This is a genomic window from Microbacterium sp. SD291, assembly GCF_017355365.1.
GTDB lineage: Bacteria > Actinomycetota > Actinomycetes > Actinomycetales > Microbacteriaceae > Microbacterium.
In genome coordinates, this window is record NZ_JADIJR010000001.1 from 253,431 (window position 1) to 278,003 (window position 24,573).

Genomic DNA, 24,573 nt, shown 5'->3' on the forward strand with positions numbered 1-24,573 from the left:
GCCTTCGTCACGTCGAGGCGAATGGGCCGACCTGTACGCCGGGTTCTGTTCCGGGGTTCTTCGCCCCTTCGACGGCCATCTCTCTCGGCGACACGTTGCCGTGGCGCTCCAGCGGTCTACCCGAGGACTCGGCGAGCCGCGTCATCATCCTCTGTCTGACCTTGCTCCGGACGAGGTTTACCTGGCGGGCCATGTCACCATGGCCCCCGGTGGTCTCTTACACCACCCTTTCACCCTTACCCCTTGCGGGGCGGTCTGCTCTCTGTGGCACTTTCTCGCGGATTGCTCCGGGTGGGCGTTACCCACCGTCCTGCCCTGAGGAGCCCGGACGTTCCTCGGTGCGGTTGCCCGCCACGCGACCGTCCAGTCGACCCATTCGCCCTTCCATTCTACTCGCGACTACTTCTCGGCAGACTCCGCGATCCGCAGATCCAGGGGCACGTCGATGGGGAAACCGCCGAACAGGCGCCGAGTCGCGACCGCGGCGGCCTCGCGCACGGCGTCGGCCGCGGCATCCGCCTGCTCCTGCGGGACGTGCAGGATCACCTCGTCGTGCAGGAAGAACGCCAGGTGCGCCCTCGTGCGGAACAGCGCGGATGCCGGTGCCGGCACCGCCGCATCCGGGAGCTGCTGCAGGCGGTGCCTGATCTCGGCGAGCCAGATCAGCGACCATTCAGCCGCCGTCCCCTGGACGACGAAGTTGCGGGTGAATCGGCCCCAGTCCCGCGCGCGGCGCCGGGCGACGGCGACCTCGGCAGGGTCGGCATCCGCGTCGGTCGCGTGCGACTGCATGCGCGACCACTCCTCCGAGGGCCGCGGCGAGGAGCGCCCCAGCCACGTCGAGACGACGCCGCCGTCCTCCCCGATGCGTGCGGCCTTGTCGACGTGCGCCATCGCGCGGGGGTAGACCTTGCGCAGGCGCGGCACGAGCCTCCCGCTGTCGCCGGTGGTCGCACCGTACATCGCGCCGAGCACCGCGTACTTGGCCTCCTCGCGGGTGGCGACTGCTCCGGAGTCGACGACGCCGGCGTAAAGGTCGCTCCCCTGTGCGGCGCGCGCCATCGCCCTGTCGCCCGCCATCGCGGCGAGCATCCGGGGCTCCAGCTGTGCCACGTCAGCGACCACGAGGGTCCAGCCGTCGTCCGCGCGGACGGCCATCCGCAGGTTCCGCGGCAGCTGCAGCGCTCCCCCGCCCGCCGACGCCCACCGGCCCGTGACGACCCCGCCGGGGATGTAGATCGGGCGGAACCGCCCGTCGTGCACCCACTCCGCGAGCCACGCCCAGCCGTTGGCGCTCAGCAGCCGCGAGAGCTTCTTGTAGGCCAGGAGCGGCTCGACGACGGCATGACTGTGCTGCGCGAGCTCCCACCTGCCGGTGGATTCGACCTGCACGCCGACCCGGTGCAGGGCTCGCAGCAGTTTCGGCTGGCTCTCGAGGTTCAGAGTCGGGTCGCCGAGGATCGACCGCACCCGCTCCCCCTGCGACACCATGCGACCGGGCAGACCCCCTGCAACGGGGCGGGTACCGAGGATCTCAGTGAGGATCTCATCGTGCACGACCTCGTTCCACGGGAGTCCCGCGGCGCGCATCTCCTCCGCGATGAGTCCGCCCGCGGACTCGGCGGCGCACAGCAGCGAGAGCCGCCCGTCCTTGCCGTCGCCGATCACACGCCGCTGAGCGCGGAACTGCTCGAGCGCGTCGGCCACCGGATCATCGGGAGCGTCCTGCTCGACGACGTCGAAGAGCGCCGGGGCCTCGGCTGCGGGTTCCCGCCGCACCCACGCGGCCGAGGGCGGCAGGGGGCGCGCGACCGTGTCGGTGTCGCGGAGGATCGCGTGGCACAGCAGCAGGTCGTGGGTCCGTCCGAGGCGGATGCCGGCGTCGAGCAGCGCGGGATACAGCTCTCTGGCGCTGCGGATGACCCAGCGCGGCGCGTCTTCGCGCTCCTGCACGGCCACCCACCCGTGCATCTCGGACGCCGTCAGGTCCTTTCGCCGGACCTCGGCCCCGGTCTCGTCGAGTTCGACGGCAGCGAACACGCCCGGCTCGGTCGCGACGAGCAGCACCCGGCGCTCAGCGGCCTGCCGCGAGCTCACCTCCGTCGCGGGGGCGGCGTACCCGTCACAGCCCCGATTCCTCGGTGCGCACGAGGATGCACCCGCACTCGGGGCAGGAGACGACGGCATCCTCGGCAGCGCGGCGGATGTCGTTCAGGTCGGTGCTGGGAAGCACGATCCGGCAGCCCTCGCAGGTGCCGCGGATGAGGAGTGCGGCACCTGCGCTGTTGGTCGCGCGCCGGTCGTAGTCGGCGAGCAGTCCTGCCGGCAGGTTCGCGGTGATGGCCGCACGGTCTCGCGCGAGCTGCGCGCCGAGATCGGTCGCCGCGGCGACATCGGCCTTGCCCTGCGCGGTGAGGGCCGACCCCTCGGCGGTTGTGGTGCCGAGTAGCGCCTGCTGCGCGGCGACCGCGGCCTCAGCGTCTTCGAGACGGCCCATCACGTCGAGCTCGATGTCCTCGAGGTCGCTCTGACGCTTGGCGAGGCTGGCGAGCTCGTGCTCGAGCGCCTGCGCCTCCTTGGAGTTCGTGGCGGCGGCGAGACGCTCGGCATCACGGGCGCGGCGCTGCTCGACGAGCTTCACATCGGACTCGAGACGCGTCAGCTCGGTGCGGACGTCGTCGCGGGCGCCGGTCAGGTTCGTCAGCTCACGGAGCTGCTCCTGACGGATCGCGACGAGCTCGGTGATCCGGGCGGCCTGCGCCGGCTTGGTCCGGGCACGCTCTGCCTGCGCGATGCGCCGGTCCAGGTCGGCGACGTCGAGCAGGATGCGCTGGTGTTCAGGGCTGGCGTTCACGCTATCAAATCTAGTCGCTGCGCGGTCCGGCTCATCACTGCGCCTCATCCGTCAGCGCACCTCGCCGTCGAGGTACAGCCAGCGCCGGTCCTCCCGCACGAAGCGGCTGCGCTCGCACAGGGATCCCCGCTCCGCGCCCTGCTGCCAGAAGGCCTCGAACTCGACAACCCCCTCGGTGTCGAACGGACCGCCGGCGACGCGATCGAGGATCAGCAGCCTGCGCCAGCGCAGGTCCTGCTCGAAGTCGATCGCGGCCGGTCTCGTGGTGGGGTGCCAGCTCGCGCGGAGGTACTCGGCGTCGTGAAGCCCGAAGGCCGTGTAGCGGGAGCGCATGAGCCGCTCGGCCGTGGGCGCGGGCGCACCCTGCAGCAGAGGTCCGCAGCACGAGGAGAATGCGTCGCCCGAGAAGCAGGGGCACCTTGAGTCCTCGTTCACGATCGTGCGTTCGTCCGCGGTCATGTCAGTGCGACGAGGAGGGTCATGACGGCCATGATCGCGCACACCGGCGTCATCGTCCAGCGCTCGGGCCGGCTGCGGGAGACCGCGTTGAGAGCGATGCCCAGCATGAAGTAGCCGAACAGGATCCACGTGAGCACGACGATCACGTGGGTGTCGCCGCCGGGCAGCGCGCCGGCGCGGCTGAGCAGCAGCGCGGCGAAGCCGCCGTACAGGATGACCGAGACGAGGCTCCCGATCCGCAGGTGACGAGGCAGCACCCGATGGGTGCCGCCCCACGCGAGTCGCCCCCAGGGCGCACCGCAGGCGAGTGCCACCTGGAAGACCGCGAGGGCGCCGAGGAGCGACAGGAGGATGATCAGCGGCGGTGTCATGCGCTCTTCCTCAGATCTTCCAGCCAGTCCAGCGCCAGCGAATGCGAGCGGATGCCGTAGTCGAGGGTCGCGCGCCGGTATCTGTGCCCTTGCGCGGCAGCCTCTGGGATCTGCGCCGAATCGACGTCCTCTGCGAGTGTTCGCAGTGCGGCGAGGTCGCCCGCCAGCCGCAGGCGCACCGCGTCGAGGCATGCTGCTCGCTCTCCTCTCGGCAGATGCCCGAGGAGATAGACCCTGGCCAGGATCGTGGGCTCGGCATCCGACCCGGTGACGGGCGCGAGCATCCAGGCCCGCCACGCCGCTCGGCCGGCATCCGTGATCAGGTAGAGCTTCTTGCGTCGACGGGTGTCGTCGGCGTCGGCCGAGTCAGCCCATCCCTCTGTCTCGAGCTGGCGCAGAGCCCGCTGGATGCTGCCGAAGCTCGCCGAGTAGAACAGCGATATCCCGCCGGTGAAGTGCTTGTGCACGTCGTAGAGCGAGAGCGGCCCGCCGAGGAGGATGCCGAGGATGAGAAACTGCACACTCCTATATATACCCCTTAGATATATAAGAGGCAAGATCGCCCATCTCAGGGTCGCATCGTCCTACGCTGGAGAGGACCGGCCACTGGAGGAGATCAGATGCCCACCGTTCCCACCGTCACCGCGCACAACGGCTTCTCGCTTCCGGCTATCGGGCTCGGCACCTACGGGCTGTGGGGCGACGCCGGGGCGGATGCCATCGCCTCCGCCATCCGGTCGGGGTACCGGCTCGTCGACTCGGCGTTCAACTACGAGAACGAGGGCGCCGTCGGCCGCGGCCTCGCCGCGTCGGGCGTCGATCGTGACGAGATCATCGTGACGACGAAGCTCCCAGGTCGCCACCACGGCACCGCGAAGGCGCGTACGAGCATCGAGGAGAGCCGCTCGCGCCTCGGCGTCGAGGTGACCGACCTCCACCTGATCCACTGGCCGAATCCGAGCCAGGACGAGTACGTGCAGGCATGGGAGGCCCTCGTCCAGGCGCAGCAGCACGGCGTCGTGCGGCAGATCGGCGTGTCGAACTTCCTCCCGGAGCACCTGGAGCGCATCGAGCATGAGACGGGCGTGCGACCTGTCGTGAACCAGATCGAGGTCCACCCGTATTTCCCGCAGGAGGAGCAGCTGGCGCGGCATCGCGAGCTGGGGATCCTGACCGAGGCGTGGAGCCCGCTGGGCAAGGGATCCGGACTGCTGCAGGAGCCCGTCGTCGTGGAGGTCGCCGCCGCGCACGGCATCAGCCCCGCGCAGGCGGTGCTCGCCTGGCACGTCGCGCGCGGCACGATCGCGATCCCGAAGGCGTCGTCGCCGGAGCACCAGCTCTCGAACCTCGCCGCTGTCGAGGTCGTACTCGAAGCCGACGAGGTCGCCGCGATCAGCGCGCTGGGCCGGTCCGACGGACGCCTGTTCGGAGGCGATCCGGCGAGCCACGAGGAGTCGTGACCCCCGCCGGCCTTCCGAGCCGTACAATCGATCGATTCTGAGCGAGCACGCTCGGGAAGAGCCATCAATGCGGGAAGAGCGGCAAGTGACTTCGACTCAGGCGGGTTGGTACGACGATGGCACCGGGACCATGCGGTGGTGGGACGGCCAGAACTGGACCGACACGGTTCAGCAAGCGCCTCCTCAGGAGCCGGGCCTGAACGGAGTGATCAACCGGATCCAGGCCGACGCCGTTTCGGGTGCTCAGCCACGTCCGGCAGCTCAGGGCATGAGCTACGTCGTTCTCCAGGTAGTCCTCAAGGAGAAGATGTGGGGCTCCGGCTCGGGCAATCTGACCGAGCTCGAACGCGCCATCAACACGCAGGCTGCCCTCGGCTACCGCCTGCACACCATCACGACGGCTTCTTCCGGGAGCACCGGCTTCGGCGGTGGCGATCGGATCCAGGCGACAATGGTCTTCGAACGCATCGTGTGACTCGCAACCCGCGCTGCTGAACGCGGTGCGACGGTCGTACGCTCAGAGCGCCGCGGCGACGGCTTCCTCGGCGGTCCGGTGGGTGAAGGCGAATCCGGACGCCTCGAGGGCGGAAGGACGCACATCCGCGTCTGCGACCAGCAGCGAGTCGGTCGCGTCCCGGCTCAGCGCCAGTCGCAGCGCCCAGGTCGGCGCCGGAAGCCAGAACGCCCGGCGCATGCGCCGGGCGAGAGCCCGCCCGATGGTGTTCGCCGACGCGGGCGTCGGACCACTGAGGTTCGCCGCTCCGTGCATCCGTGAGTCGACGATGTGCCGGATCGCCCGCACCTCGTCGTCCAGGGAGATCCACGGCCAGATCTGCGTACCTGACCCGATGGGGCCGGCGACCCCGAACCGGGTGAGCAGCATGAGCGGCTTGAGGACGCCACGCGGGTGGATGACCGGCGCGGTGCGGAGCAGCGCCACCGGCGCGTGGTCACCCGCGCGCCGGGCTTCCTCCTCCCAGTCGGCGCAGAGCCGGGCGAGGAACGTCGTCCCCGCCGGCGAGGCCTCCGTGAGCACGCGGCCCGGGGCTGATCCGTAGTAGCCGACGGCCGACGCGGACACGAGTGCCGGCGCGTCGTCCCGGAGCTCTCGCACGGCCGTCGCGATCGTTCGAGTGGTCCGCATCCGCGACGCCACGAGCTCGGCGCGATATCGGGGCGTCCACGGCATCCGGCCGACGCTCGCACCGCCGAGGGCGACGACGGCATCGGCGCCCGCGAGCACATCCGGGTCGAGCTCGCGCTCCCCCGGCATCCACTCGACCTCGTCTGAGCTCCTCGGCGGGCGACGCACGAGCGTCGTGACCCCGACGCCGTCGGAGCGCAGCGACGCCGTGAGCGCGGAGCCGATCAGGCCGGAGGCACCGCTGATGACGATCCGGCGTCCCATTATCAGCGCCCCCGCCGGTGGTGCATCGCCACCGCGCCGCAGCGGAGCGGCTCGACCGAGACCAGCTCGAGCCGTCTGGTGCTGGGCAGCCCGCCCTGGTAGAGGGTCGGGCCGTGGCCGGCGATCCGCGGGTGGACGAGGAACCGGTACTCGTCGATCAGGTCCAGCCGATCCAGCTCGGTCGCGAGCCTCCCGCTGCCGAGGAGCACGCCGGCAGGGGTCGCATCCTTGAGCTCCTGCACGGCCGTGCCGAGGTCGCCGTCGATGCGATGACTGTTGCTCCACGGGAAGTCGCTGCGCGTGGACGACACCACGTGCTTCGGCTTGGCGTCGAGCTTGACGGCCCACTCGCGCAGTGCGGGTGGTGCATCCTCGTCGCCGCGGGCGACGGCCGGCCAGTACGCCTCCATCAACTCATAGGTGGTGCGGCCCCAGAGCATGGCACCTGCCTCGTCCAGGAGGCGGGTGTAATAAGCGTGCGTCTCGTCGTCCGCGATCCCCTCCTGATGATCGACGCATCCGTCGAGGGTGACGTTGAGGCTGAAGGTCAGGAGTCCCATGAGGCGAGCCTAGGTCCGTGCCGCGGCGATCGCCACGGTTCCTCAGCCGGATTCAGAGGCCGCGAGTACGCAGCGCTGCCTGGGTGCGGTCACGGACCTGCAGCTTGGTGAGCACGTGCGAGACATGGTTCTGGACGGTCTTGATGCTGAGGTGGAGATCGCCGGCGATCTCCGCATTGCTCTTTCCCGCCGCGATCCCCGCCAGGACATCCGCCTCCCGTTCGGTGAGGTCGTGACCCGGATATCTTCCGCGCGAGCGGCCCCTGCCGAGCACCTGCTCCGCCACTCCGACGCCGAAGACCGCGCCGCCGGCCGCCACCGTCCGCACCGCGGCGAGCACCTCCTCCTGCGCTGCGCCTTTGAGCACGTACCCGCGGGCGCCGACGCGGAGAGCTGCCAGCACGCTGTCGTCGTCATCGACCATGGTGAGCACCAGCACCGCGACCTCCGGTGCGATGGCGGTGAGAAGGCGAGTGGCCTCGAACCCCGAGATTCCGGGCAGGTTCAGGTCCATCAGCACCACGTCCGGCCGCTGATCCGCGCACAGCCGAACAGCGCTCCCTCCGTCAGCGACCGAGCCGACGACCTCGACATCGGGAAGCGTCGCGAGCAATGCGTTCAGCCCGTCCCTGAACAGCGGGTGATCATCGACCACCACCACTCTGATCATCGGTGCATCTCCGTCGCCGACGGCTGTCTGCCGAGCGGAAGCTGCAACTCGACGACAGTGCCGTACCCCTGGCTGCTGTCGATGTCCAGGCTGCCGCCGAGCTCGATCGCGCGTTCGCGCATGCTGGTCAATCCGACGCCTCCTCGACGCGGGCGCACGGTGCCGACGCCGTCATCACGGACCCGCACACAGAGCCGGTCGCCGATCGAGCCCACCTCGATCGTCACCCGCGCGGCGCCGGAATGCCGGCGAGCGTTTCCCTGTGCCTCCTGGACGACGCGGAACACCGCGACCTCGACAGCGGCATCCAGCCGCGGGAGCGGATCCACCCTGACCTCGACCATGGCGTCGTCCGCGTGCTCCGAGCGCGCAGCGAGTTGTTCGAGCGCCCCCGCGAGGCCCAGCTCGTCGAGCGGGGGCGGCCGCAGTCCCTCGACGATCCGGCGGACGTCGAAGATCGTCGCCTGGATCGCCGAGCGAAGCTCGATGAGCTGCGGATCCGGATCGACGAGACCGGGCCAGGTATTGCGGAGCACGTCGACACGGAGGGTGAGACTGGCGAGCGCCGGGCCGAGGCTGTCGTGGAGATCGCGTCGGAGCCGTCTGCGTTCCTCCTCGCGAGAGACGACCAGCCGGTGTCGGGCGTCTTGCAGCGTGCTCACCAGACCGGCAGCGTGCACGGCGCCTCCCAGTTGATGCGCCACATCGTCGAGCAGCCGGCGGTCGGCATCGCGCAATGGCCGGTCGCTGCTCCAACGCAGCATCCCGACCGGCATGCCGAAGGCGCTCAACGGCCGCTCGTCGAGTGGCGATGCCGAGTGCCCGTATTCAGCGAGGACACGGTCCTTCTCGTCGCCGATCTCGACGCGTCCGAGCTTGAGGCTCTCGCCGATCTGCACGACGAGCACCTCCAGGAGGGCGGTGACGTCCACGGCATCCGCGAGGCGACGCGCCGTCGCGCCCAGCACCTCGGCGGGCTGTGACCACTGGCCGTTGGCGAGGCGATTCACGCCCTCCTGCAGGACGTTGCGAAGCGGAGTGAAGCTCACCGCGACGACGCCGGTGGCGAGCCACGGCAGCCAATCGGCGCCGGGCTGGTCGAGGACAGCGCCGACACCGGCGACGGTCAGCGCGTAGAGCGCGGCGACGGCCGCCGAGAGCGCGACGTAGGTCAGCGTCCGCGACGCGACCAGCTGCACGTCGTACAGCCGACGCTGGAAGATCGCCACCGCGATCGCGATCGGAACCGGCACGACGACGAGTGCGAACATCCACGGCCTCGCCCACGGAGTCGCGACGACCGGAATGAAGAGCACCGGCATCGCGAACGCCAGGCCCAGCCAAAGCAGCTGCTGATGTCGCAACCGGTCACCCGAACGCCAACGGTGGACCAGGCTCGCGATCGACACGACCAGGGCGAGGGCGCAGCCCGCGAGGGCGCTGAGGGCGAGCAGATCGGCGGAGAGCTTCATCGACAAGGGCAGTCCTGTCGGGCTGTCCATTCCGGTGAGCCGGGAATCCAGGGGGGGTCGGAGCGAGAAGAGTCGAGACCGTGAAGAGCACCACAGTCGCGACGACGACCACGACAGGAGCACGGCGGCCCTGCCAAGGGAGTCGTCCATCAGGGAAGAAGAGCGGCACCGCGAGCACCAGGACCAACCAGCCCGCCGCCCTCATCGCCGTACCCGCGACCGCGTGCCACTCCGCCCCGGTGACGCTCCCCGGCACGTGCAGATACCCGAGCAGCCCGACCGCAAGCAACCCCTCGCCGATGCCCCAGACGGCGACGCCGATCAGCATCAGCCGACCGACCCGATGACGGGGCTGCGCCGCGGCGATCAGAAGTCCCACACCGGCGTATGCGCAGACCGTGAGCGCGATGGCGAGTTCGTCGACGGGGACCTGATCCGGGCGAGCCGTGCGGGCGACTCCGACGGCGACGAGCGCACCGAGGATGCCGCACGCGGCTGTCGCCACGACCGAAAGCAGCCTCAGTGCGCTCATCTCGTCACCTCGAATCAATGGTGGCGCACCGACGGCTCGATCGGGGACCTTTCGGTGGAAGCTTCTGCCGCGACGGGCCGACGGCGGAGCAGCACGATGCCGTTCCCGATCCACCACAGAAGCCAGATCGGCATCGCGTACTGCACTCCGATCGCCGCTGCGGGGATCGCCAGGAGGAATGCCGCACCGACGACGACACCTCCCCATCCCATCCACCGGACCAGCACGCGGTCGCCGAGCGCGGCGACACCGATTGCGATCGCGTACATGCCCATGAACGGCGTGGCCACGAAGTACGCGAAATTGCGCACGTTGTTGAGCGACAGCACCGAAGGAAGGTCGAGACCGTGCTCGAGCCCCCACAACGCCGCGGCACCGGCGGAGAAGCCGACGCCGACGATGATCACGATGTACGCGATGCCGACCGCCGCGGCCGTCCGCGCCGCCCACGAGCTGAGCGCGGATCGGCGTCCGAGCGCTGCCGAGAGGAAGATCATGACCGGCAGGAGAACCAGGAAGCCGAGCGTCAGCACGTACATACCGGCGTACGCGAACCCCAGCTCGGTCTCGACGAGAGTGTGTTCGATCGACTCTTGACCGTCATGGACGGTCGGCTGGCCGGTCAGGAACGTGGCTGCCACGAAGGAGGCCACGTAGATCAGGGCTCCTGCTCCGGCTGATCGTCGCAGGCCTCGGTCGGTGCGGTCCAGGGATGGATGAGTCATGACGCGTCTCCTCAAGTGCGATCCAGGACCCGGACGGGCCCCTGACACCACGATCCGCGGATGCTGCCATCGACCGCGACGGTGAAGCTCCCCGATCGGTCGGGAAGAACTCCCGACCGCGGCGCGGAGAACATGACTGATGGTGGGCCCTGCCGGGATCGAACCGACGACATCCACGGTGTAAACGTGGCGCTCTACCAGCTGAGCTAAAGGCCCCTCCAGATCATCCTAGCCACGCGGACGCCGGGCGTGCTCGTCGCACACGAGACGTCACCCGGCATCCGCCATCCGTGATCGGGGATAAGGTAATCATCAGCGCGCGTTGTGCACAGCCGACAAGGCTGCCCGTGCCGCATCCCGTTTCATTGGCATGACCTGCCAGCTTGACGAAAGGCTCCCCCGTGACCGTGCACGACCAGGATCCGTACTCCCAGGGCCCCCTCGACAGCGATCCGGAAGAGACCGGTGAGTGGCAGCAGTCGCTCGATGAGCTGGTGGATGCCAAGGGCCACGGCCGTGGCCGCGAGATCATGCTCAGCCTGCTCAAGCGCTCCAAGGAGCTGCACCTGGGCGTGCCGATGGTCCCGACCACCGACTACATCAACACGATCGCCTCGGAGAACGAGCCGGACTTCCCCGGCGACGAAGACGTCGAGCGCCGCTACCGCGCCTGGATGCGCTGGAACGCCGCTGTCATGGTGCACCGCGCGCAGCGCCCCGGCATCGGCGTCGGCGGACACATCTCCACCTACGCCTCCTCCGCGGCGCTCTACGAAGTCGGCTTCAACCACTTCTTCCGCGGCGCCGACAACCCCGGCGGCGGCGACCAGATCTTCATCCAGGGCCACGCCTCCCCCGGCATCTACGCCCGCTCGTTCCTCGAGGGGCGCCTGACCGAGCAGAACCTCGACGGCTTCCGCCAGGAGCAGTCGCAGGCGCCGGTCGGCATCCCGTCGTACCCGCACCCGCGGCAGATGCAGGACTACTGGCAGTTCCCGACCGTGTCGATGGGTCTCGGCCCGATCAACGCGATCTATCAGGCCATGTCCAACCGCTACATCGAGAACCGCGGCATCAAGGACACCTCGGCCTCGCAGGTCTGGGCGTTCCTCGGCGACGGCGAGATGGACGAGATCGAGAGCCGTGGTCAGCTCCAGGTCGCGGCCAACGAGGGCCTGGACAACCTCAACTTCGTGATCAACTGCAACCTGCAGCGCCTCGACGGCCCCGTGCGCGGCAACGGCAAGATCATCCAGGAGCTGGAGTCGTACTTCCGCGGCGCCGGCTGGAACGTCATCAAGGTGATCTGGGGGCGTGAGTGGGACGACCTGCTCGCCCGCGACACCGACGGCGCCCTGCTCAACATCATGAACGCCACTCCCGATGGCGACTACCAGACGTACAAGGCCGAATCCGGCTCGTACATCCGCGAGCACTTCTTCGGTCGCGACGAGCGGGCGGCAGCCCTGGTCAAGGACTACACCGACGACCAGATCTGGGGCCTCAAGCGCGGCGGCCACGACTACCGCAAGGTGTACGCGGCGTTCAAGGCGGCGGCCGAGCACAAGGGCCAGCCGACCGTCATCCTCGCGAAGACGGTCAAGGGCTACGGCCTCGGCCCGCACTTCGAGGGCCGCAACGCCACCCACCAGATGAAGAAGATGACGCTGGACAACCTCAAGACGTTCCGCGACACCATGCACATCCCGATCGCCGACGCGCAGCTCGAGGAGAACCCGTACCTGCCGCCGTACTACAACCCAGGGCCGCAGGACGAGACGATCCAGTACATGCTGGAGCGCCGGCGCGACCTCGGCGGATTCCTGCCGGAGCGCCGGTCGACGCACGTCGGCCTCTCGCTGCCGGACGACACGGCGTACGCCCTGCCCAAGAAGGGCTCCGGCACGCAGGAGATCGCGACGACGATGGCCTTCGTCCGCCTGCTGAAGGACCTGCTCCGCTCGAAGGACTTCGGCCACCGCATCGTGCCGATCATCCCCGACGAGGCGCGCACGTTCGGCATGGACGCGTACTTCCCGACCGCGAAGATCTACAACCCGAACGGCCAGCACTACACCTCGGTCGACCGGGAGCTGCTCCTCGCGTACAAGGAGAGCCCGCAGGGCCAGATCGTGCACGTCGGCATCAACGAGGCGGGCGCCCTCGCGGCGTTCACCGGCATCGGCACCGCATATGCGACGCACGGCGAACCGCTCATCCCGATCTACATCTTCTACTCGATGTTCGGCTTCCAGCGCACGGGCGACGCCCAGTGGGCCGCCGGTGACCAGATGGCCCGCGGATTCATCATGGGAGCCACCGCCGGTCGCACCACGCTCACCGGTGAGGGCCTGCAGCACGCCGACGGTCACTCGCACCTGCTCGCATCGACGAACCCCGCGACGGTGTCGTACGACCCCGCCTACGGCTACGAGATCGCGCACATCATGCGCAGCGGTCTGGAGCGGATGTACGGCGGCAACCACCCCGACCCCAACGTGATGTACTACATCACCCTGTACAACGAGCCCTACGTGCAGCCGGCCGAGCCGGAGGGCGTCGACGTCGACGGCATCGTCCGCGGCATCCACCGCGTCTCCGCGGGCGAAGGCGAGGGGCCCCGCGCCCAGCTGTTCGCGTCGGGCGTCGGCCTGCCGTGGGCTCTGGAGGCGCAGCAGCTCCTCAAGAGCGACTGGGGCGTCGTCGCCGACGTGTGGTCGGTCACCTCGTGGACCGAGCTGCGCCGCGACGGCCTCGCCGCCGACCAGCACAACTTCCTGCACCCCGAGCAGGAGCCGCGCACGGCGTACCTCACGCAGAAGCTCCAGGGAGCCGAGGGCCCCGTGGTCGCGGTGAGCGACTTCATGCACGCCGTGCAGGACCAGATCCGCCCGTGGGTGCCGAACCGCTTCGCCACGCTCGGTGCAGACGACTTCGGCTTCTCCGACACGCGCGCCGCCGCCCGTCGCTTCTTCAAGATCGACGGACCGTCGATCGTCGTCCGCACGCTGCAGTCGCTCGCCGAAGATGGCGTCGTCGACCGCTCGCTCGCCGCACAGGCGATCGAGAAGTACCGGCTGCACGATGTGAACGCGGGCACCAGCGGCAACGCGGGCGGCGAAAGCTGAGTCCTCTGTGACCGGTTCGTCTCCGCGCGGCATGGACAAGGCCGCGACCCTCACCTGGCTGCGCCGGATCTCCGGCGACATCGCCTCGGTGACGATCAAGCGCCTGGAGGACACCCTCCCGTGGTATGCCGACATGCCACCGGCCCGCCGCTCAGCGGTCGGGCTGGTGGCGCAGGCCGGCATCACCTCGTTCATCCAGTGGTACGACGACCCGACCTCCACTCCGTGGATCGCGGCCGACATCTTCGCGGCCGCTCCGCGTGAGCTGCTGCGGAGCGTCAGCCTGCAGCAGACCCTGCAGCTGATCCGCGTGACCGTTGAGGTCACCGAGGAGCGCGTCGCGGGCAAGGACGGCGGGCTGCGGGAGGCGATCCTCCTGTACTCGCGCGATGTCGCCTTCGCCGCGGCCGACGTCTACGCCAGAGCCGCCGAGGCGCGTGGTCTCTGGGATGCGCGCCTCGAAGCGCTCGTCGTCGACTCGATCCTCACGGGCGAGGCCGACGAGGAGCTCCCGAGCCGCATCGCGGCGCTGGGCTGGCACGGCCACGGCGAGGTCGCCGTGCTCGTCGGCACGACGCCGCCGCAGTTCGACGTCGACCTGGTGCGCAGGACCGCGCGCAAGCTCGCGGTCGACGTCCTCATCGGAGTCCAGGGCTCGAGGCTCGTGCTCGTACTCGGCCGTGCGCGCATCTCCGGGCAGGAGGGCGAGGACGAGGAGCTCGGCTTCCACGAGATCGCCACGCGCCTTGAGCCCTCGTTCGGCCCCGGCTACGTCGTGCTCGGTCCCCCCGTCGCGGCGCTCGTCGACGCGAGCCAGAGCGCTCGCGCCGCGCTGGCCGGTTTCGCCGTCGCACGCGCCTGGCGCGGCGCGCCCCGGCCGGTGGAGGCCGACGACCTGCTCCCCGAGCGCGCCCTCGCCGGCGATCCGCTCGCCAAGCAGACCCTCATCGAGCGCATCTTCCGGCCGCTGCAGTCGCATTCGACCGACCTCGTGACGACGCTCTGGAGCTACCTCGACAACGGCCGGTCGCTAGAGGCGACGGCCCGCGAGCTCTTCGTGCATCCCAACACGGTGCGCTACCGCCTCAAGCGCGTCAGCGAGGTGATCGGCTGGGACGCCACTGGCCCGCGCGAGGCGCTCATCCTGCAGACGGCGCTGATCCTCGGCTCCATCGGCGCCGCCGACCAGGTGCGCCGCCGCCCTCCCCTGCGCCGTCCGCAGCAGCGCTGACGCCGACCTGCTGTGCGCCACACACAAGGGTTTCTCGCAATCTTGTGATGGTTCATCCACCGCTCGCGGCGGATCGTTGGCAGACTGAGTGATGTGATTGTCGTCGTATGCCCTGGACAGGGCTCGCAGACCCCCGGTTTCCTCTCCCCCTGGCTCGAGCTGGATGGCGTGTCCGAACGCCTCGCCGGTTTCTCCGAGGCGGCGCAGGTCGACCTGCAGGAGCACGGGACGGTGTCGGATGCCGACACGATCCGCGACACGCGCATCGCCCAGCCTCTGATCGTCGCGGCCTCGCTGATCGCCGCCGATGCGCTGACGGCCCGCGCGGGACGGCGTGCCGACGGCGTCGCCGGCCACTCGGTCGGTGAGATCGCGGCCCTCGTGGAGAGCCGCGTGATCGATGCCGAGACGGGCATGCGTCTGGTCGGCATCCGAGGACGCGCGATGGCGGATGCCGCAGCGCAGACGCCGACCGGGATGAGCGCCGTCCTCGGCGGCGATGAGGACGCGGTTCTCGCGCGTCTCGCCGAGCTGGGCCTCTCCCCTGCCAACTACAACGGCGGCGGACAGCTCGTGGTCGCCGGAGCGCTTCCCGCGCTGGCCGCACTCGCGGAGGAGCCCCTGAAGGGCACCCGCGTCATCCCGCTGCAGGTGGCCGGCGCGTTCCACACGGCATACATGGAGTCGGCCGTCGCCGCCCTCCGCGATGCCGTCTCCACGGTCACGCCGTCGGATCCCGATCTCAGCCTCTGGACGAACCGCGACGGGTCCGTCGTGCCGGACGGCGCCACCGCGCTGTCGTACCTCGTCGACCAGGTCTCCTCGCCGGTGCGCTGGGACCTCTGCATGGCGTCGTTCGCCGATCAGGGCATCACCGGACTCATCGAGCTCGCACCCGCCGGCGCACTCACCGGCCTCGCGAAGCGCGGACTGCGCGGCGTTCCCGCCGTCGCCGTGAAGACACCCGAAGATCTCGATGCAGCGGCAGCGCTGCTGAACGGAGAAGCCGCATGAGCGCCACCCTGAACCAGGTCACCGGGCCCGCGTACACGCGCATCTACTCCTACGGAGCCGCCCGCGGCGAGAACGCGGTGCCCAACGACGATCTCATCGGCCCGATCGACTCCAGCGACGAGTGGATCCGCCAGCGCACCGGCATCATCACCCGAGTCCGTGCCGACAAGGGCACCGACGCCATCGATCTCGCGACCACGGCTGCGGCCGAGGCGATCGAGAAGGCCGGCGTCCCCGCCGACCAGGTGGACCTGGTGATCGTCGCCACCATCAGCAACCCGAAGCAGTCGCCGTCGGTCTCGGCGATCGTCGCCGACCGCGTCGGTGCGAACCCGGCCGCGGCGTACGACGTCAACGCCGCCTGCGCCGGCTACGCGTACGCGATCACCCAGGCGGACGCCCTGATCAAGGCGGGTGCGGCGCGCTACGCGCTCGTCATCGGCACCGAGAAGCTGTCCGACATCGTCGACCCGACGGACCGCAGCATCTCGTTCCTCCTCGGCGACGGCGCCGGAGCCGCGCTCATCGGCCCGAGCGACACCCCCGGCATCGCTCCGGCGGTGTGGGGTTCGGACGGGTCGAAGGCGGACGCCGTCGGCATGAACAGCACGCTGACCGAGTTCCGTGACGGCGAGGCCGCCTGGCCGACGCTCCGCCAGGAGGGCCAGACGGTGTTCCGCTGGGCGGTGTGGGAGATGGCCAAGGTCGCCCGCGAGGCGCTCGAGAAGGCAGGCGTCGAGGCATCCGATCTCGCCGCGTTCATCCCCCACCAGGCGAACATGCGCATCATCGACGAGTTCGCCAAGCAGTTGAAGCTGCCGGAGACCACCGTGATCGCCCGTGACATCGAGACGACGGGGAACACCTCCGCGGCCTCGATCCCGCTCGCCAGCCACCGGCTGATGGCGGAGCACCCGGAGCTGTCCGGCGGTCTGGCACTGCAGATCGGCTTCGGCGCGGGCCTCGTGTTCGCAGCCCAGGTCGTCGTCCTCCCCTGAGAACGACCTGACCTTCTCTAGACTGTTCCACGGTTCCGATAACAAACCCGCAAGAAAGAGGAAGACCACATGGCTTTCACCAACGATGAGGTCCTCGCCGGCCTCGCAGAGCTGATCACCGACGAGACCGGCATCTCGGCAGACGAGGTCGCACTCGAGAAGTCGTTCACCGACGACCTCGACATCGACTCGATCTCGATGATGACGATCGTCGTCAACGCCGAGGAGAAGTTCGGCGTCACGATCCCCGACGACGAGGTCAAGAACCTGAAGACCGTCGGCGACGCCGTCAGCTTCATCGTCGCAGGCCAGGAGTAATCCGCGCCGGGATGCCACCCCCGCGACCGCGGGGCGTGGCATCCTCCGCCTGCCCGTACCTCGCGCGAGAACCGTTCGACAAGGAACCAACCATGACCAAGCGCATCGTCGTCACCGGCATCGGCGCCACCTCCGCCATCGGCGGCACGGCACCGGAGAACTGGACCAACCTGCTCGCAGGAATGTCCGGAGGACGCAGCCTCGAGCACGAATGGGTCGCCGAGCTCGAGCTTCCGGTCACGTTCGCCGCAGAGGCGATCGTCCGTCCGGAGGAGGTTCTCGCCCGCCCGGTGGCCAAGCGCCTCGACCCGTCCTCCCAGTTCGCGCTGATCGCGGCGATGGAGGCGTGGGCGGATGCCGGCACCCCCGATGTCGACCCCGACCGTCTGGGCGTGGACTTCGCGACCGGCATCGGCGGCGTGTGGACCCTGCTCGACGCGTGGGACACGCTGCGCGAGAAGGGCCCCCGACGCGTCATGCCGATGACCGTGCCGATGCTGATGCCGAACTCGGCGGCAGGCAATCTGTCGCTCCACTTCGGCGCCCGCGCGTTCGCGCGCACCGTTGCCTCCGCGTGCGCCTCCAGCACCGAGTCGCTGGTCAACGCCTACGAGCACCTGCAGTCGGGGCTCGCCGACGTCGTGATCGCCGGCGGCACCGAATCCGCGATCCACCCGATCACGATCGCGTCCTTCGCCTCCATGCAGGCGCTGTCGCGTCGCAACGACGACCCGGCTCACGCCTCCCGTCCGTACTCCGCCGACCGAGACGGCTTCGTGATGGGCGAGGGCGCCGCCGTGCTCATCCTCGAGACCGAGGAGCATGCGAAGGCCCGCGGCGCCAAGATCTACGCCGAGGTGGTCGGCGGCGGCGTCACCGCCGACGCGTACCACATCACGGCGAACGCGCCGGAGGGCGCCGCCCGTGCGGTGAAGCTCGCGCTCGAGGCCGCCGGCCGCACGCCGGACGAGATCACGCACGTCAACGCACACGCCACCTCGACGCCGGTGGGCGATCCCAACGAGTACACCGCACTGCGGAGCGTCATCGGCGACCGCGTGCACGACATCCCCGTCTCCGCCACCAAGGCATCGACCGGGCACCTGCTCGGCGGCACCGGGGCGCTCGAGGCGATCTTCACGGTCCTCGCCGTGCAGAACCGCGTCGCACCGCCGACCATCAACCTGACGACGCAGGACCCTGAGATCCCGCTGCGCGTCTCCGGCGACCCGCAGCCGCTGGGCGACGAGCCGCAGCTCGCGATCAGCAACTCGTTCGGCTTCGGCGGTCACAACGCCGTCGTCGCCATCGCGAGCGTCGACGACTGACACTCGCACGCAGAGAGCGGGCCCTCGCCGTCAGGCGGGGGCCCGCTCTCTGCGTCGGGCGGGAAGTCAGCGCCGCGCCGCGAGCTGCGCGCTGCGCCGGGTGCGGATCCGCGTCACGGCGGGCAGGAACCAGCCGATGAGCGGTCCGACGCCGAAGGCGAAGAGCACGGTGCCGACGCCGACCGGCCCGCCGAGAAGGAAGCCGATCACGAGCACGCTTCCCTCGATGAGGGTGCGGACGATCCACACCGGCCATCCCGTCCGCGCCACAAGACCGGTCATCAGCCCGTCACGCGGCCCTGGGCCGAAGTCGGCCGCGATGTACAGCCCGGTGGCGAACGCGAGCAGCACCAGGCCGAGCAGGAACAGCGGCGCGCCGAGCCAGACGGAAGGCGCCGGCGGCAGCAGCCACAGCGTCAGATCCGCGCTCGGCCCGATCAGCATCGCGTTGAGGACGGTGCCGAGGCCGAGTCGCTGACGCAGCGGGATCCACAGCAGCAGCACCACGACCGCGACGAGATTCGTCACCATCCCGTATCCGATCCCGGTGGTGCCGGAGACCCCGAGGGAGAGCACGTCCCACGGCGCGACCCCGATCCCGCCGCGGACCATCAGGCCGAGCGCGACGCCGTAGAGGAACAGGCCGACGAGGAGCTGGATGACGCGCTCGGTGATATCCCGCCGGCCGGCGGCGACGATGGGGAGGAAGAGGGAACGCAGGTGCATCCCTCCATGGTGGCCTGGCCGCACGTGGCACCGGGCAGACCACTCTGCGAATAGTGGCCTGCACATACCAGACCACTTTCGGGCATGCTGGGGGTATGGCCTCACGACTGGTTGAACAGCTCGGTGCCGCGAACGTCGCCGGCGCGACCGCTGCGGCGCTCGCGGAGCGCATCAGGGCTCTGATCCTCGACGGGCGGCTGACGGTGGGCGAGCGACTGCCGAGCGAGCGAGCCCTGGCGCTCGAGCTGCATCGCTCGCGTTCCACGATGACGCGCGCGTACGGCCTGCTGGAGGGCGAGGGCTACGTGACGCGCCTGCACGGCGGGAGCACCCGCGTCGCCCTGCCTCAGGACTACATCGCACCGGCGGCCACCGAGGACGAGGACGCGATCGACCTCTCCATCGCGTCGATGGACTCGACCCCCGGCCTGTACGACGCCACGGTGCGCTCCCTGCCCCGCCTCGCCGCGATGCGCGGCACCAGCGGGTACTCCCTGCGGGGGCTGCCCGAGCTCCGGGAAGCCGTCGCACGGCGATTCACGCAGCGCGGCGCCCCCACCTCTCTCGACGAGATCATCATCACGTCGGGGGCGCTCAACGCCGTCAACCTCATCCTGGCGACCATGGGCAGACGCGGGTCGCAGGCCGTGGTCGAGCAGCCCACGTTCCCGCATGCGCTCGAGGCCCTGCACCGGCACGGCTACCGGATGCTCCCGACGCCGGTGGATGCAGACGGCTGGGACACGGGTCACCTCGCCGAGCTGCTGCTCGGAAGCCGGCCGCACCTCGCCTACCTGATCCCCGACTTCCATAACCCCACGGGCGCGACGCTCTCCGATCACGACCGGTCGCGGATCGCGGCCACGGCCCGCAGCACCGGAACCCACCTCATCGTCGACGAGACCACGGCCGAGCTCGACATCGACCGCGGCTGGGCTCCGGTCCCGATGGCGGCCTTCGGACCTCACGTGATCACGGTCGGCTCGATGTCGAAGATCGCGTGGGGCGGGATGAGGATCGGCTGGATCCGCGCCGATCGCTCGATCGTGTCGCGACTGCTGGCGACCCGGCCGTCGTTCGAACTCGGCACGGCGCTGCTCGAGCAGTGCATCGCCGTCGAGCTGCTCGCCGAGATGCCGGCTCTCACCGCCCACGTGCGCGACCGGCTCCGCGCAGGGCGCTCAGCCGTCGAGGCGGGGCTGCATGGGATGGACGGCATCCGGATGCCGTCGACGAGCGGCGGCCTGTCCGCCTGGATCGACCTCGGGATGCCGGTGTCGACGATGCTGTCCCTGGCGGCACGCGAGCACGGACTGATCCTGCCGCCGGGACCCCGCTTCTCCACCGGCGGGGTGCTCGAGCGTCATGTGCGGATCCCCATCACACTCCCGCCCGAGCGCACTGCCGACGCCATGGAGCGGCTCCGCCTGGCCTGGGTCGATGTCAGGAGCGGAGCGCGACGACCGGGCGAGCTGCCGCACGCCGCCGTGATCTGATCCGCGACCAGACCCGCGACGACGAGGACCCCGCCTCCGTCGAGCGGGGGCGGGGTCCTCGTGGTGCGGAGCGGGATACGTATTCTCAGCGTCCGGGATGATTCACCGGCATCCGATACTCACGCCTCCCGGCTCCAGGTCTGACCGGATCACTCGGCTATCCGACCTTGTGGAGCCAGACGACGCGGGCATCATCGCTCGCGTGCCTGAACGGCTCCAGTTCCTCGTCCCAGGCCGAGCCGAGCGCGATGTCGAGCTCGCGCTGCAGCTCGGCCGCGCTGCCCGCCGCGATCTCCATCGCGTAGCGGATGCGATCCTCGCCGATGACGATGTTGCCGGCGGCGTCCGTCTGGGCGAAATGGATGCCGAGATCCGGTGTGTGCAGCCAGCGGCCGCCGTCGCTGCGCGGAGTCGGATCCTCGGTGACCTCGAAGCGGAGGTGCTCCCAGCCGCGGATGGCGGTCGCGAGAGCGGCGCCGGTACCGACAGGGCCGTCCCAGTAGAACTCGGCGCGACGCGCGCCGTCGAGCACCGGCTGCTCGGTCCAGTCGAAGTTCACCGCACGCCCGATGGCGCGTCCCACCGCCCATTCCAGGTGCGGGCAGAGCGCGCGAGGCGCAGAGTGGATGAACACCACTCCGCGTGCGTAAGCCGTCGCCATGATCTCTCCGTTTCATCAGGTGCGTCTTCCCCAACGACCTGAACCACGAAGTGGCGAGAATATGCGGTTATGAGGTGATTATGACCCAGAACCGCGGAAATGACAAGCATGTCATTCGACACGACGAAGGCCCCGGTCTCGCGACCGGGGCCTTCGCTCATGCGGATCGAGGGTCAGGCCTCGCTCATGGCCTGCTTGACCTGCTGGCCCTTGGCCGCATAGTACGCGGCCCGCGCCGCGTCACGGCGCGCCTGCTCGGCGTAGCCGGCCTCGAGCACGTCCTGCGGGACGTCGACGTTCGGGACGTCATCGGTGCCGTTGTACTTCTCGATGTACGCGTCGAGCTCGGGGCCCGAGGTCCACGACGTGATGAGGCAGTAGCGCGGGTCGGTGCCGACATGCGTGGCGGCGTGCCACAGGCGCTGCGTGTCGACGATGAGCTGGGCGCCCGCCGGAAGCGCGATGCGGTACTCGATGCTCGGATCGGTGCGGTTCTCGCGCAGGACGAAGAAGCTGTCCTTGTCGTCGCTGAGGTTGAAGAAGCCGCGGACGACCCAGCCGGTGCCGTCGGGGTTCAGGCGGTTGTTGTCGTCCTGGTGCAGGTTGTAGAGGCACTCGCCGTACGGGGTCGGCTGCAGCTCGATGACGCGGCAGCGACCGACGTTCGCACCCGGCTCCTGGGCGCGGCGCGTGAGATTGGGCGCCTTGGCGGTCTGCGAATCGATCCAGACGCCGTCCTTGTCGGTGCGCGGCGGCTTGTGGTTCCAGAAGCCGTTGCATTCGATCTCGCCCTTGGCACTCGCGAGCGGCGCGAAACGCGTGTCACCGGATGACTTCCAGTCGTTGTACTCGATGTCGAGCCATTCCTTGGGGTCGAGCTCCTGGTCGTAGCTGTCGAGGACGACGAAGCCCTTTTCCTCGAGTGCAGCGGATTTGATGTATCCCATGATCTGAGACATGTTCCCTTCATCGGGGGCCAGCACGTTTTAACAGGCCCTGATAAGGCGAGCCTAACAGTCCACCCCGGAGCGCCGCGGAGGGGCCCCGTGAATAAGCGAATAGACTGATCCGGGCGCGCGGGCGGCCTCCTCGCCGGCGTCAGAGGAGGACGAGACACCAGCATGAGCGCAGCCACCAACGTCGAGGCGACAGCAGTCAACACGATCGAGTGGCTCGCGGCCGGGTCCACCGCCATCGTCGTTCCCGTGTACCAGCGCCAGTACCGGTGGGACATCGGCGGATGCGAGCGGCTGCTCGCCGACATCCGCGCGGTCGCGGACGAAGCAGACGGCCACCGCCACTTCATCGGCTCGATCCTGTCGGCCCACGACGCCGCCGCCGACAGCGACCTCGTGCTCATCGACGGTCAGCAGCGCATCACCACGCTCATGCTGCTCGTCGCGGCGCTGCACCACTCGGTGCGGGCGAGCGACCCGGCGATGGCGGGCGAGCTCGAGCGCGTGCTGGTGCGTCACGACGAGCCTTCCCGCACGAAGCTGCGCCCGCACGAAGCCTGGGCCGAACTCTACGAGTCGGTGGTGCTGGATCGCCGGGACGACGCCGACCGCGAGTCGCGGTTCGACGACAACTACGCCTTCTTCCGCAGCCAGGTGCACGTCGAGGAGGCGCCCCGGATCTGGCGCGGACTGCAGCGGCTCGAGCACGTCTCGATCACTCTCGGCGCCGAGGCGAACGCGCAGCAGATCTTCGAGAGCCTGAACTCGACGGGTGAGCCGCTGCGCGACCACGAGCTGATCCACAACTACATCCTGATGGGCCTCACCCACGCCGAGCAGCTCGACGTCGAGGCCCGGTTCTGGCTTCCGATCGAGCGCCACACCGGCGAGACGATCGGCGCCTTCTGGCGGCATTATCTGGTGATGACCACGGGGCGAGAGGTCGCCGCGAACGGCGAGCACGGGGTGTACAGCGCGTTCCGTCGCTCGTTCCCGCGGGTCGACGTCGCGCATCTGCAGGCGGATGCCGAGATCTGGCGGCACTACGCCGAGATCTACGGCATCCTGCTGGATCCCTCTCGGGAGGGCGATCCGGAGATCGCCAGTCAGCTGAGGTTCGTGAACACGTTCGGCCGCGCCGCCTATCCGCTCGTGCTGAGCGTCTACAGCGACCACGTCCGCGGGCTCATCGAGCGCGAGGAGCTCATCGAGACCCTGGAGCGGATCCAGGCGCTGTACCTGCGCCGCACGCTGGTGAACCTGCCGACGGAGCGTCTGATCGCGCGGCTCTGCCGTGCACGAGGCGAGGGCCGCGACTCCCTGACGCGGGCGTTCGCGCGGATCACGCCGTCCGACGAGCGGGTCAGCGCCGTGCTGAAGTACAGCGAGCTCCCCCACGCCGCGTACGTGCTCGGGCGGCTGGAAGGCGTCGAGGATCCCTCCGGCCTCGATGTCGAGCACATCGTGCCGCCCGTGCCGAGCGACGTGTGGTCGGGTGACGGCGTGCGGCTGTGGAGCGAGTACTCCGAGGACGAGCAGAACAGTCATCGTGCTCTCGCGCCGACGTTGGGCAACCTCACGCTGCTCGAACCGCACCTCGCCGAGCGCGTGTTCGGAGCGTCGTACCCCGTGAAGCGAGCGGATGCCTACTCGCGGAGCGGCGTGCCGGCGACGCGGGAGCTCGGGGACACTGCGACCTGGGGCACGGCCGCGATGACCGAGCGGACCGTGCGGCTGACCTCGGATCTGCTGCGCATCTGGGCGCGCCCCGCGATGCCGGAGATCGACGACGACGGTCTCACCCCGATCCTCGACGCCGTGCGCCGCCGTGGCTGGCCGGCCGGCTGGGAGCGCGAGTTCGAATACGTCGAGTACCGCGGCGAGCGGTGGGAGGTGCCGGACGTCAGGTACCTGTTCAACCGCGTGATGCGGCGGGCATGGACCGACACGCGGGAGGCCGCGCTGACCTACTGCGCCGAGCACGGCGGCCCCATCTATGACGAGATGGCATGGAAGGGCCAGTGGGACGAGCTCGACGAGAGCCACTTCCTCTACATGGGCTGGGACTCGAACTACATGATGAGCGCCGTTCAGGGGGTGCTGGAGGAGTCGGGCCTCGCGTCCGAGGTCTTCGTCAAGTACTCCTACATCGGCAACGTGATGTAGGTCGAGCCCACGAGGAACGGGCGCAGCCGGCGGCTAGGCT

Annotated in this window: 24 protein-coding genes, 1 tRNA gene and 1 other RNA gene; 10 read left to right on the plus strand and 16 right to left on the minus strand. The window is 69.5% G+C overall.

From position 1 onward, the window contains the following. Nucleotides 1–18: 18 nt before the first annotated feature. From rnpB to IPV10_RS01125, 6 genes are all read right to left on the minus strand, one after another. Nucleotides 19–375: RNase P RNA component class A (gene rnpB, locus IPV10_RS01100), an RNA gene on the minus strand. 24 nt (nt 376–399) lie between these two features. Continuing rightward, nucleotides 400–2,097 (minus strand): bifunctional 3'-5' exonuclease/DNA polymerase, encoded by a 1,698-nt coding sequence (locus IPV10_RS01105; protein WP_307861023.1) that lies wholly within the window; start codon nt 2,095–2,097, stop codon nt 400–402. Between the two features lie 25 nt (nt 2,098–2,122). Further along, on the minus strand, nt 2,123–2,854 hold the full coding sequence (locus IPV10_RS01110; RefSeq protein WP_207479499.1) for a zinc ribbon domain-containing protein: 732 nt from the start codon (nt 2,852–2,854) through the stop codon (nt 2,123–2,125). A 51-nt stretch (nt 2,855–2,905) separates the two neighbouring features. Next, entirely contained in the window at nt 2,906–3,313 is a 408-nt protein-coding gene (locus IPV10_RS01115) for a YchJ family protein (protein ID WP_207479501.1), read from the minus strand. Then, nucleotides 3,310–3,684 carry a hypothetical protein gene (locus IPV10_RS01120; RefSeq protein ID WP_207479503.1) on the minus strand — a complete coding sequence of 125 codons (375 nt, stop codon included), beginning with the start codon at nt 3,682–3,684 and terminating at the stop codon, nt 3,310–3,312. Before IPV10_RS01120 ends, IPV10_RS01115 begins: the two co-directional genes overlap by 4 nt. After that, nucleotides 3,681–4,205, minus strand: a complete 525-nt coding sequence (locus tag IPV10_RS01125; RefSeq protein ID WP_207479505.1) for a PadR family transcriptional regulator — start codon at nt 4,203–4,205, stop codon at nt 3,681–3,683. Before IPV10_RS01125 ends, IPV10_RS01120 begins: the two co-directional genes overlap by 4 nt. Before the next feature lie 99 nt (nt 4,206–4,304). Between IPV10_RS01125 and IPV10_RS01130 the strand changes: the two genes are divergently transcribed. Beyond that, nucleotides 4,305–5,144 (plus strand): aldo/keto reductase, encoded by an 840-nt coding sequence (locus tag IPV10_RS01130; RefSeq protein WP_207479506.1) that lies wholly within the window; start codon nt 4,305–4,307, stop codon nt 5,142–5,144. A gap of 67 nt (nt 5,145–5,211) precedes the next feature. After that, nucleotides 5,212–5,619, plus strand: coding sequence for a DUF2510 domain-containing protein (locus IPV10_RS01135; protein WP_207479509.1), 408 nt, complete (start codon nt 5,212–5,214; stop codon nt 5,617–5,619). Nucleotides 5,620–5,661: 42 nt separating this feature from the next. Here the strand turns inward: IPV10_RS01135 and IPV10_RS01140 are convergent, their stop codons facing one another. The 7 genes from IPV10_RS01140 to IPV10_RS01170 form a co-directional block, all read right to left on the minus strand. Then, nucleotides 5,662–6,552: a TIGR01777 family oxidoreductase gene (locus IPV10_RS01140; RefSeq protein WP_207479511.1), complete on the minus strand. Its 891-nt coding sequence runs from the start codon at nt 6,550–6,552 to the stop codon at nt 5,662–5,664. A 2-nt stretch (nt 6,553–6,554) separates the two neighbouring features. After that, nucleotides 6,555–7,112 carry a dihydrofolate reductase family protein gene (locus IPV10_RS01145; protein WP_207479513.1) on the minus strand — a complete coding sequence of 186 codons (558 nt, stop codon included), beginning with the start codon at nt 7,110–7,112 and terminating at the stop codon, nt 6,555–6,557. A gap of 52 nt (nt 7,113–7,164) precedes the next feature. Beyond that, nucleotides 7,165–7,782 carry a response regulator transcription factor gene (locus IPV10_RS01150; protein WP_207479515.1) on the minus strand — a complete coding sequence of 206 codons (618 nt, stop codon included), beginning with the start codon at nt 7,780–7,782 and terminating at the stop codon, nt 7,165–7,167. Beyond that, nucleotides 7,779–9,254: a sensor histidine kinase gene (locus IPV10_RS01155; protein WP_207479517.1), complete on the minus strand. Its 1,476-nt coding sequence runs from the start codon at nt 9,252–9,254 to the stop codon at nt 7,779–7,781. Before IPV10_RS01155 ends, IPV10_RS01150 begins: the two co-directional genes overlap by 4 nt. Beyond that, the gene (locus IPV10_RS01160) at nt 9,151–9,786 is read right to left on the minus strand and encodes a hypothetical protein (protein WP_207479519.1); all 636 of its coding nucleotides are present in this window, start codon (nt 9,784–9,786) and stop codon (nt 9,151–9,153) included. Before IPV10_RS01160 ends, IPV10_RS01155 begins: the two co-directional genes overlap by 104 nt. A 14-nt stretch (nt 9,787–9,800) precedes the next feature. After that, nucleotides 9,801–10,511, minus strand: coding sequence for a hypothetical protein (locus IPV10_RS01165; protein WP_207479521.1), 711 nt, complete (start codon nt 10,509–10,511; stop codon nt 9,801–9,803). A 140-nt stretch (nt 10,512–10,651) separates the two neighbouring features. Further along, a tRNA-Val gene (locus IPV10_RS01170) sits at nt 10,652–10,727 on the minus strand. Between the two features lie 185 nt (nt 10,728–10,912). Here IPV10_RS01170 and aceE point away from each other — a divergent pair. The 6 genes from aceE (at nt 10,913) to IPV10_RS01200 (ending at nt 18,528) form a co-directional block, all read left to right on the plus strand. Continuing rightward, nucleotides 10,913–13,639, plus strand: coding sequence for a pyruvate dehydrogenase (acetyl-transferring), homodimeric type (aceE, locus tag IPV10_RS01175; RefSeq protein ID WP_207479524.1), 2,727 nt, complete (start codon nt 10,913–10,915; stop codon nt 13,637–13,639). A 31-nt stretch (nt 13,640–13,670) separates the two neighbouring features. After that, the gene (locus tag IPV10_RS01180) at nt 13,671–14,870 is read left to right on the plus strand and encodes a CdaR family transcriptional regulator (RefSeq protein WP_207479644.1); all 1,200 of its coding nucleotides are present in this window, start codon (nt 13,671–13,673) and stop codon (nt 14,868–14,870) included. A 93-nt stretch (nt 14,871–14,963) separates the two neighbouring features. Then, entirely contained in the window at nt 14,964–15,884 is a 921-nt protein-coding gene (locus IPV10_RS01185) for an ACP S-malonyltransferase (RefSeq protein WP_207479526.1), read from the plus strand. Further along, nucleotides 15,881–16,882: a beta-ketoacyl-ACP synthase III gene (locus tag IPV10_RS01190; protein WP_207479528.1), complete on the plus strand. Its 1,002-nt coding sequence runs from the start codon at nt 15,881–15,883 to the stop codon at nt 16,880–16,882. The genes IPV10_RS01185 and IPV10_RS01190 overlap by 4 nt, the downstream gene beginning before the upstream one ends. A 69-nt stretch (nt 16,883–16,951) precedes the next feature. After that, nucleotides 16,952–17,200 carry an acyl carrier protein gene (locus tag IPV10_RS01195; protein WP_067352341.1) on the plus strand — a complete coding sequence of 83 codons (249 nt, stop codon included), beginning with the start codon at nt 16,952–16,954 and terminating at the stop codon, nt 17,198–17,200. A gap of 92 nt (nt 17,201–17,292) precedes the next feature. Then, the gene (locus tag IPV10_RS01200; RefSeq protein WP_207479530.1) at nt 17,293–18,528 is read left to right on the plus strand and encodes a beta-ketoacyl synthase; all 1,236 of its coding nucleotides are present in this window, start codon (nt 17,293–17,295) and stop codon (nt 18,526–18,528) included. A gap of 66 nt (nt 18,529–18,594) precedes the next feature. Here IPV10_RS01200 and IPV10_RS01205 read toward each other — a convergent pair whose 3' ends face one another. Beyond that, on the minus strand, nt 18,595–19,254 hold the full coding sequence (locus IPV10_RS01205; protein ID WP_207479532.1) for a YitT family protein: 660 nt from the start codon (nt 19,252–19,254) through the stop codon (nt 18,595–18,597). A gap of 95 nt (nt 19,255–19,349) precedes the next feature. On the opposite strand from IPV10_RS01205, the gene IPV10_RS01210 reads away from it, so the two are divergent. Next, nucleotides 19,350–20,750 (plus strand): PLP-dependent aminotransferase family protein, encoded by a 1,401-nt coding sequence (locus tag IPV10_RS01210; RefSeq protein ID WP_207479534.1) that lies wholly within the window; start codon nt 19,350–19,352, stop codon nt 20,748–20,750. Nucleotides 20,751–20,907: 157 nt separating this feature from the next. Here IPV10_RS01210 and IPV10_RS01215 read toward each other — a convergent pair whose 3' ends face one another. Beyond that, nucleotides 20,908–21,411 carry a DUF3145 domain-containing protein gene (locus tag IPV10_RS01215; protein ID WP_207479536.1) on the minus strand — a complete coding sequence of 168 codons (504 nt, stop codon included), beginning with the start codon at nt 21,409–21,411 and terminating at the stop codon, nt 20,908–20,910. Nucleotides 21,412–21,584: 173 nt separating this feature from the next. Continuing rightward, the gene (locus tag IPV10_RS01220) at nt 21,585–22,358 is read right to left on the minus strand and encodes a hypothetical protein (protein WP_207479646.1); all 774 of its coding nucleotides are present in this window, start codon (nt 22,356–22,358) and stop codon (nt 21,585–21,587) included. A gap of 174 nt (nt 22,359–22,532) precedes the next feature. On the opposite strand from IPV10_RS01220, the gene IPV10_RS01225 reads away from it, so the two are divergent. After that, nucleotides 22,533–24,533 carry a DUF262 domain-containing protein gene (locus tag IPV10_RS01225; protein WP_207479538.1) on the plus strand — a complete coding sequence of 667 codons (2,001 nt, stop codon included), beginning with the start codon at nt 22,533–22,535 and terminating at the stop codon, nt 24,531–24,533. Nucleotides 24,534–24,573: the final 40 nt, after the last annotated feature.